The 8,131-nt window shown below is 54.7% G+C and carries 7 protein-coding genes and 1 riboswitch (1 of these 8 only partly in view); of the genes, 5 read left to right on the plus strand and 2 right to left on the minus strand.

Features of this window, described 5'->3' with window-relative positions; all coding sequences use genetic code 11:
* Nucleotides 1-11: 11 nt before the first annotated feature.
* From leuA to leuD, 4 genes are read left to right on the plus strand one after another with little or no spacing between them, the layout of a single operon-like run.
* Nucleotides 12-1,583, plus strand: a complete 1,572-nt coding sequence (leuA, locus tag FDW87_RS16020) for a 2-isopropylmalate synthase (RefSeq protein WP_047417199.1) — start codon at nt 12-14, stop codon at nt 1,581-1,583.
* The gene (leuB, locus tag FDW87_RS16025; protein ID WP_016155686.1) at nt 1,583-2,674 is read left to right on the plus strand and encodes a 3-isopropylmalate dehydrogenase; all 1,092 of its coding nucleotides are present in this window, start codon (nt 1,583-1,585) and stop codon (nt 2,672-2,674) included. The genes leuA and leuB overlap by 1 nt, the downstream gene beginning before the upstream one ends.
* A 2-nt stretch (nt 2,675-2,676) precedes the next feature.
* Nucleotides 2,677-4,077, plus strand: a complete 1,401-nt coding sequence (gene leuC / locus FDW87_RS16030) for a 3-isopropylmalate dehydratase large subunit (RefSeq protein WP_016155685.1) — start codon at nt 2,677-2,679, stop codon at nt 4,075-4,077.
* 10 nt (nt 4,078-4,087) lie between these two features.
* Nucleotides 4,088-4,693: a 3-isopropylmalate dehydratase small subunit gene (leuD, locus tag FDW87_RS16035; protein ID WP_016151683.1), complete on the plus strand. Its 606-nt coding sequence runs from the start codon at nt 4,088-4,090 to the stop codon at nt 4,691-4,693.
* A 45-nt stretch (nt 4,694-4,738) separates the two neighbouring features.
* Here the strand turns inward: leuD and FDW87_RS16040 are convergent, their stop codons facing one another.
* Nucleotides 4,739-5,917: a sugar efflux transporter gene (locus FDW87_RS16040; protein WP_019078362.1), complete on the minus strand. Its 1,179-nt coding sequence runs from the start codon at nt 5,915-5,917 to the stop codon at nt 4,739-4,741.
* 115 nt (nt 5,918-6,032) lie between these two features.
* Nucleotides 6,033-6,155 carry a glucose uptake inhibitor SgrT gene (sgrT, locus tag FDW87_RS16045; protein WP_016151681.1) on the minus strand — a complete coding sequence of 41 codons (123 nt, stop codon included), beginning with the start codon at nt 6,153-6,155 and terminating at the stop codon, nt 6,033-6,035.
* A gap of 99 nt (nt 6,156-6,254) precedes the next feature.
* Between sgrT and sgrR the strand changes: the two genes are divergently transcribed.
* Nucleotides 6,255-7,910, plus strand: a complete 1,656-nt coding sequence (gene sgrR, locus FDW87_RS16050) for an HTH-type transcriptional regulator SgrR (RefSeq protein ID WP_016155682.1) — start codon at nt 6,255-6,257, stop codon at nt 7,908-7,910.
* Between the two features lie 196 nt (nt 7,911-8,106).
* Nucleotides 8,107-8,131, plus strand: a riboswitch (TPP riboswitch); it runs 162 nt beyond the window's last position.

Consider the following 8,131-nt stretch of genomic DNA (forward strand, 5'->3'; position numbering starts at 1 on the left):
GGACCTAAACCATGAGCCAGCAAGTCATTATTTTCGATACCACCTTACGTGATGGTGAACAGGCGTTACAGGCGAGCCTGAGTGTGAAAGAAAAACTGCAGATTGCGCTGGCCCTCGAGCGTATGGGCGTTGACGTGATGGAGGTCGGTTTTCCGGTCTCTTCACCGGGTGACTTTGAGTCCGTACAAACCATCGCTCGTCAGGTGAAGAACAGCCGCGTTTGCGCCTTAGCCCGCTGCGTAGAAAAAGATATCGACGTTGCCGCAGAATCTCTGAAGGTCGCTGAGGCTTTCCGCATTCATACGTTCATCGCCACCTCGCCGATGCATATCGCGACGAAATTGCGCAGCACGTTGGATGAAGTGATCGAGCGAGCAGTCTACATGGTGAAGCGTGCGCGTAATTATACAGATGACGTGGAGTTCTCATGCGAGGATGCTGGCCGTACCCCTATTGCCGATCTGGCCCGCGTGGTCGAAGCCGCGATTAATGCGGGAGCCAAAACTATCAATATCCCCGATACCGTTGGCTACACCATGCCTTTCGAATTCGGAGCAATCATTTCTGGTCTGTATGAACGCGTACCGAATATCGATAAAGCCATCATCTCCGTGCACACCCATGATGATTTAGGTCTGGGCGTTGGCAACGCGTTGGCGGCCGTCCACGCCGGTGCTCGCCAGGTGGAAGGCGCGATGAACGGTATCGGCGAACGCGCCGGTAACTGCTCACTGGAAGAAGTGATCATGGCGATCAAAGTGCGCAAAGATATCCTGAACGTACAGACCCGCATTAATCACCAGGAAATCTGGCGTACCAGTCAGTTAGTCAGCCAAATCTGCAACATGCCCATTCCGGCCAACAAAGCCATTGTCGGTAGCGGCGCCTTTGCCCACTCCTCTGGCATCCATCAGGACGGCGTACTGAAAAATCGTGAAAACTACGAAATCATGACGCCTGAATCCATCGGTCTGAACCAGGTGCAGTTGAACCTGACTTCCCGTTCCGGACGCGCCGCGGTGAAACACCGTATGGACGAGATGGGATATAAAGAGAATGAATACAACCTGGACAACCTGTACGACGCATTCCTGAAGCTGGCGGATAAAAAAGGTCAGGTATTTGATTACGACCTGGAAGCGCTGGCCTTTATTAATAAACAGCAGGAAGAGCCGGAGCATTTCCGTCTGGATTACTTCAGCGTGCAGTCCGGCTCAAATGACATCGCCACCGCCTCCGTCAAGCTGACCTGCGGTGAAGAAGTCAAAGCCGAAGCAGCGAACGGCAACGGTCCGGTCGATGCCATTTATCAGGCCATCAACCGTGTGACCGAGTACAACATCGAACTGGTGAAATACAGCCTGACCGCCAAAGGGCACGGTAAAGATGCGCTGGGCCAGGTGGATATCGTTGCTAATTATAACGGTCGCCGCTTCCACGGCGTCGGTCTGGCAACAGATATCGTCGAATCGTCCGCGAAAGCGATGGTTCATGTGCTGAACAACATTTGGCGCGCCGAAGAAGTCGAAAAAGAATTGCAACGCAAAGCTCAGAACAACGAGAACAACAAGGAAACCGTGTGATGTCGAAGAATTATCATATTGCTGTTTTGCCGGGCGACGGTATTGGCCCGGAAGTGATGGCGCAAGCCCTGAAGGTACTGGACGCAATCCGCAACCGTTTTAACATGCGCATTACCACCAGCCACTACGACGTGGGGGGGGCCGCTATCGATAACCATGGTCAGCCGCTGCCGCCAGCGACGGTTGAAGGCTGTGAGCAAGCTGACGCCATTCTGTTTGGCTCCGTTGGCGGCCCGAAATGGGAAAATCTGCCACCAAACCAGCAGCCTGAACGCGGCGCGCTGCTGCCGTTGCGTAAACACTTCAAATTATTCAGCAACCTGCGCCCGGCTAAGCTGTACCAGGGGCTGGAAGCATTTTGCCCTCTGCGCGCAGATATTGCCGCGAACGGTTTCGACATCCTGTGCGTGCGCGAACTGACTGGCGGTATCTACTTCGGTCAGCCAAAAGGCCGCGAAGGCAGCGGACAACATGAAAAAGCCTTTGATACCGAGGTTTATCACCGTTTCGAGATCGAGCGTATCGCACGTATCGCGTTTGAATCTGCTCGCCAGCGTCGCCGCAAAGTCACGTCGATTGATAAAGCCAACGTACTGCAAACGTCTATTCTGTGGCGCCAAATCGTCAATGAAATTGCTAATGAATATCCGGATGTTGAGCTGGCGCATATGTACATCGACAACGCGACGATGCAGTTGATCAAAGATCCATCCCAGTTCGACGTGCTGCTGTGTTCCAACTTGTTTGGCGACATTCTGTCTGACGAATGCGCCATGATCACCGGATCAATGGGGATGTTACCGTCCGCCAGCCTGAATGAGCAGGGCTTTGGTCTGTACGAGCCCGCTGGCGGCTCCGCTCCAGATATCGCCGGGAAAAACATTGCTAACCCTATCGCCCAAATCCTTTCGCTGGCGCTGCTGCTGCGCTACAGCCTGGACGCCAATGATGCGGCAACCGCAATCGAGAGCGCCATCAACCGCGCATTAGAAGAAGGCATTCGCACCGGTGACTTAGCCCGTGGCGCTGCCGCAGTCGGTACCGATGAAATGGGTGACATTATTGCCCGTTACGTCGCAGAAGGGGTGTAATCATGGCCAAAACGTTATACGAAAAATTGTTCGATGCGCACGTCGTCTACGAAGCGCAAAACGAAACCCCGCTGTTGTATATCGACAGACATCTGGTGCATGAAGTGACCTCTCCGCAGGCGTTTGATGGCCTGCGTGCGCATGGCCGTCAGGTGCGCCAGCCGGGTAAAACCTTTGCCACCATGGACCATAACGTCTCCACGCAAACCAAAGACATTAACGCTTCCGGCGAAATGGCGCGCATTCAGATGCAGGAATTGATCAAAAACTGCAATGAATTTGGCGTCGAACTGTACGACCTGAACCACCCGTATCAGGGGATCGTTCACGTGATGGGGCCTGAGCAAGGCGTAACGTTGCCGGGTATGACCATCGTTTGCGGCGACTCCCACACCGCCACACACGGCGCGTTTGGCGCGCTGGCCTTTGGTATTGGCACCTCTGAAGTTGAACACGTTCTGGCGACGCAGACCCTGAAACAGGGGCGTGCCAAAACCATGAAGATTGAAGTTAACGGCACGGCAGCACCTGGCATTACCGCCAAAGATATCGTGCTGGCGATTATCGGTAAAACCGGTAGTGCAGGCGGTACCGGACACGTCGTTGAATTTTGTGGCGAAGCCATCCGTGCGCTGAGCATGGAAGGCCGTATGACCCTGTGCAACATGGCCATTGAAATGGGCGCCAAAGCGGGTCTGGTCGCACCGGATGAAACCACCTTTAACTATGTGCAGGGGCGTTTACACGCACCGAAGGGTGAGGATTTTACCAACGCGGTTGCGTACTGGAAAACGCTGAAAACCGACGACAACGCGACGTTTGATACCGTCGTTACCCTGCAGGCAGAAGAGATCGCACCGCAGGTCACTTGGGGTACGAATCCGGGTCAGGTCATCTCGGTGAACGATAATATTCCCGACCCGGCGTCATTTTCCGATCCCGTTGAGCGCGCATCGGCTGAAAAAGCGCTGGCATATATGGGGCTGAAACCGGGTATTCCGTTAACAGAAGTGGCTATTGATAAAGTGTTTATCGGTTCCTGTACCAACTCGCGTATTGAAGATTTACGCGCTGCGGCCCAAATCGCCAAAGGGCGCAAAGTTGCGCCAGGCGTACAGGCGCTGGTTGTGCCGGGTTCTGGTCCGGTGAAAGCGCAGGCTGAAGCGGAAGGTCTGGACAAGATCTTCATCGAAGCCGGGTTTGAATGGCGTTTACCGGGCTGTTCCATGTGTCTGGCCATGAACAATGACCGCCTGAACCCAGGCGAGCGCTGTGCATCCACCAGCAACCGTAACTTTGAAGGCCGCCAGGGCCGCGGTGGTCGCACGCACTTAGTCAGCCCGGCCATGGCCGCCGCTGCCGCCGTTACCGGTCATTTTGCCGACATTCGCAGCATCAAATAAGGAAACTACCATGGCAGAGAAATTTACCCAACATACCGGCCTGGTTGTCCCACTGGATGCCGCCAACGTGGATACCGACGCGATTATTCCCAAACAGTTTTTGCAGAAGGTTACGCGCACCGGTTTTGGCGCTCATCTGTTTAACGACTGGCGTTTTCTGGATGAAAAAGGGCAACAGCCTAACCCAGAGTTCGTACTGAACTTCCCGGAATATAAAGGCGCGTCAATTCTGCTGGCGCGGGAAAACTTTGGCTGCGGCTCTTCCCGTGAACATGCGCCATGGGCGCTGACCGATTACGGCTTTAAAGTAGTGATCGCGCCAAGCTTCGCTGACATCTTCTACGGCAACAGCTTCAATAACCAACTGCTGCCGGTGACCCTGAGCGACGCGCAGGTAGATGAAATGTTCGCCCTGGTGAAAGCCAATCCGGGCATTAAATTTGAAGTGGATCTGGAAGCGCAGGTGGTGAAAGCGGGCGATAAGTCCTACAGCTTTAAAATCGACGACTTCCGCCGCCACTGCATGCTGAACGGTCTGGACAGCATCGGGCTGACGCTGCAGCATGAAGCAGCCATCACCGAGTACGAAGACAAGCAGCCAGCGTTTATGCGCTAGTCCTTGTGGTGCCGGATAAGCGCAGCGCATCCGGCACGCCAAAAATCAAACGTCCTTCACCCGCCCGGTCATCACCAGCGTGACCACAGAAATCGCCGCAATCACCCAATAGACGGCAAAGTGACCGTAGCTTTGCGCAACAGCCCCCTGAATCACTCCCGCGAGAATGACCCCCGTTGAAATACTGTTGGTAAATAATGTGGTCGCTGACCCCGCACGCCCGGGCATAAGATCCTGAAACCACAGCATTCCTATCCCGGCGATGATACCGATAAATACTGCATTAAATAGTTGCAGCACCAGCAGCGCCGTGCGGCTGTGAAAGAAGATCAAACCAAGATAAAACAGTACGCCCGCCGCCACGGCCGCGATCATCATTCGCCGTTTACCAAAGCGCTTCACATAGTAGCCCGCCAGGATCATCGCCGGAATTTCCAGCCCAGCCGCCGTCCCCATCAGGATACCGGCCAGCTTGTCCGGTAACCCCAGCTCAAGGCTTATCCACAGCGGCATATCGATGATGTACATGGTATTGCAGGTCCACATCAGCGTGGAGGCAATAAACAACATGCGCACATTTTTGTCCTGCCAACCGCCGGTCTGTTCCAGCGGTACGTCAACAGGTTGCTCCACCCGCGTGACTGACGGCAGTATCAGCGCAATCAGCACCAGGCTAATGGCGAAAATCCCTGCGGCAATGGAAAACATCGCCGTAAAGCCGTAATTCAGCGCCAGCATGAAGGCCAGCGGCGGTCCAATTACCCAGGCCAGCGAAAGCTGCGCACGCATCACCGAGCTAAACATCACCACTTCACGCGCGGAGTTATCAGCGTATTCCCGCGCCAGCGCAAACAGCTGCGGCATGGCGGTATTCGCCAGCGAGGCCAACAGCACACCGCAGGTGATAAGCGTGAGATAGTGGCGATTAAACGCAAACAGCAGCGCGTTTCCGATTGCCATCAAACAGCAGAACATGATCAGCTTGCGCCTGTCGCCCTGGCTGTCGGATCGTTTCGCGAGGCCAAGGCTGACAACGATCCCGACAATCGCATTGACGGTATAAAACAGCCCGACCCAAAACGGCTGCGCCCCGACTTCACGGCTCAGGAACAAGCTCAGCGTGGGTGCCTGCAATGCACCTGCTACGCCCATCATAAAAGCGACCAGCATAAATGCCGCGTAAACGCCGTTGAGGCGCCGTCCCATGGTCATAATCCAGAGCATTACAGTTCCTTTTAGCGCAGCAGAAACAAAAAAAGCCAGCAGTGATTATCTGCTGGCGCGGCGATTAACACCAATACTCAGTCACACATGATGTCTGCAATTCCCAATTCAGGAGTCAGGCTGTCACCTCCCACTGCATCAGTTCTTCGAGCATCTTTAAGCGCTGCGGTGCGCTCAGGCAAGCCAACCAGGACGATTTTTCCGTCGCGGTAAAGTATTTCAACCAGAACTGACGCATAGATGACCCCTTCGTTGTCTCATCGCTTCATCGGAATCTATTATTGGCTTAATATAGGGAAAATAAAATTGCTGAGTTTTTCGCAGGAGTTCCCCTTTTATGTCTTCTGGTCGTCTGCAACAACAGTTCATCCGTCTGTGGCAATGCTGTGACGGCAAAACGCAAGACACGACGCTGAACGAGCTGGCGGAGCTGCTGAGTTGTTCGCGCCGCCATATGCGTACCCTGCTCAATACCATGCAAGAACGCGGCTGGTTAACGTGGGAAGCCGAAGTTGGGCGAGGTAAACGCTCGCGCCTGACTTTCCTCTATACCGGGCTGGCACTCCAGCAGCAGCGGGCAGAAGACCTGCTGGAACAGGATCGCATCGATCAACTGGTGCAGTTGGTCGGTGACAAAACGGCCGTACGACAGATGCTGGTTTCTCACCTGGGGCGCAGCTTTCGCCAGGGGCGGCACATCATGCGCGTTCTCTATTATCGTCCCATGCACAACCTGCTTCCCGGTACGGCGCTACGCCGTTCAGAAACTCATATCGCCCGGCAAATCTTCAGCGCCTTAATTCGGGTAAATGAGGAAAATGGGGAACTGGAAGCGGACATCGCCCATCACTGGCAGCAGATTTCACCTTTACACTGGCGATTCTTCCTGCGTCCGGGGATTCATTTTCATCATGGCCGCGAACTGGAAATGGAAGATGTCATCACCTCGCTGATGCGCATTAACGCCCTGCCGCTGTACTCGCACATCACGCAGATCGTTTCTCCCACGGCCTGGACGCTGGATATCCATCTCGCCCAACCCGACCGCTGGCTTCCCTGGCTATTGGGGCAAGTCCCCGCCATGATCCTGCCGCGAGAATGGGAGACGCTCAGCAACTTCTCCAGCCACCCGATTGGCACTGGTCCCTATGCGGTGATGCGCAATACCAATAACCAACTGAAAATTCATGCATTTGATGATTACTTTGGCTACCGGGCGCTGATCGACGAAGTTAACGTTTGGGTGTTACCCGATATCGGCGAAGAGCCTGGCGGTGGGTTGACGCTAAAAGGCCCCACCGAGGATGAAAAGGCGATCGAAAGCCGCCTCGAGGAAGGATGCTACTACCTGCTGTTTGATGCGCGCACCCACCGTGGCGCTAATCAGGAGGTTCGCGATTGGGTTAGCCGCGTTCTTTCGCCAACCCATCTCATCTGCCACGCCGACGAACAGTTCCAGCGACTGTGGTTTCCCGCCTACGGTTTGCTCCCCCGCTGGCACCATGCCAAACCCGGCCATGGTGAAAAACCCGCCGGACTGGAAACGCTGACGATCACCTACTATCGCGATCACATCGAACATCGGATTATCGCGCAGATCATGAAGACGTTGCTGGCAGAGCATCAGGTACAGTTAAATATTCAGGAGATCGACTACGATCAATGGCATGCGGGTGAAATCGTCAGCGATATCTGGCTCAACAGCGCCAACTTTACCCTACCGCTGGATTTCTCGCTGTTCGCCCATTTGTGCGAAGTCCCGTTACTGCAAAACTGTATCTCGCGGGACTGGGAAAACGATGCGGCCCGCTGGCGAACGGGCGAAATGAGCCTGGCTGCATGGTGCCAACAGCTGCTCGCCACAAAGGCCATTGTGCCGCTAATCCACCACTGGCTCATCATTCAAGGACAGCGCAGTATGCGCGGGTTACGCATGAATACCCTCGGCTGGTTTGATTTTAAATCAGCGTGGTTTGCACCACCGGATCCTTAGATCCGGCTCTTGATTGCCGCATAGCAACAAAATCATTACACTAACGCCGTTCTCAACGGGGTGCTAAATAAAAACATACACAAAATCATTCAGGCTGCATCAAGGCGGCAAGCGAGTGAGTCCCCAGGAGCATAGATAACTATGTGACTGGGGTGAGCGACAAATCTGCCGGGAGCAGATTTGAACGCTGCTTGCAGCGGCCCCGAAGGGGCGAGGCCCGG

Origin of the sequence: Citrobacter sp. wls826 (assembly GCF_005281245.1) — a bacterium.
Lineage (GTDB): Bacteria > Pseudomonadota > Gammaproteobacteria > Enterobacterales > Enterobacteriaceae > Citrobacter > Citrobacter braakii.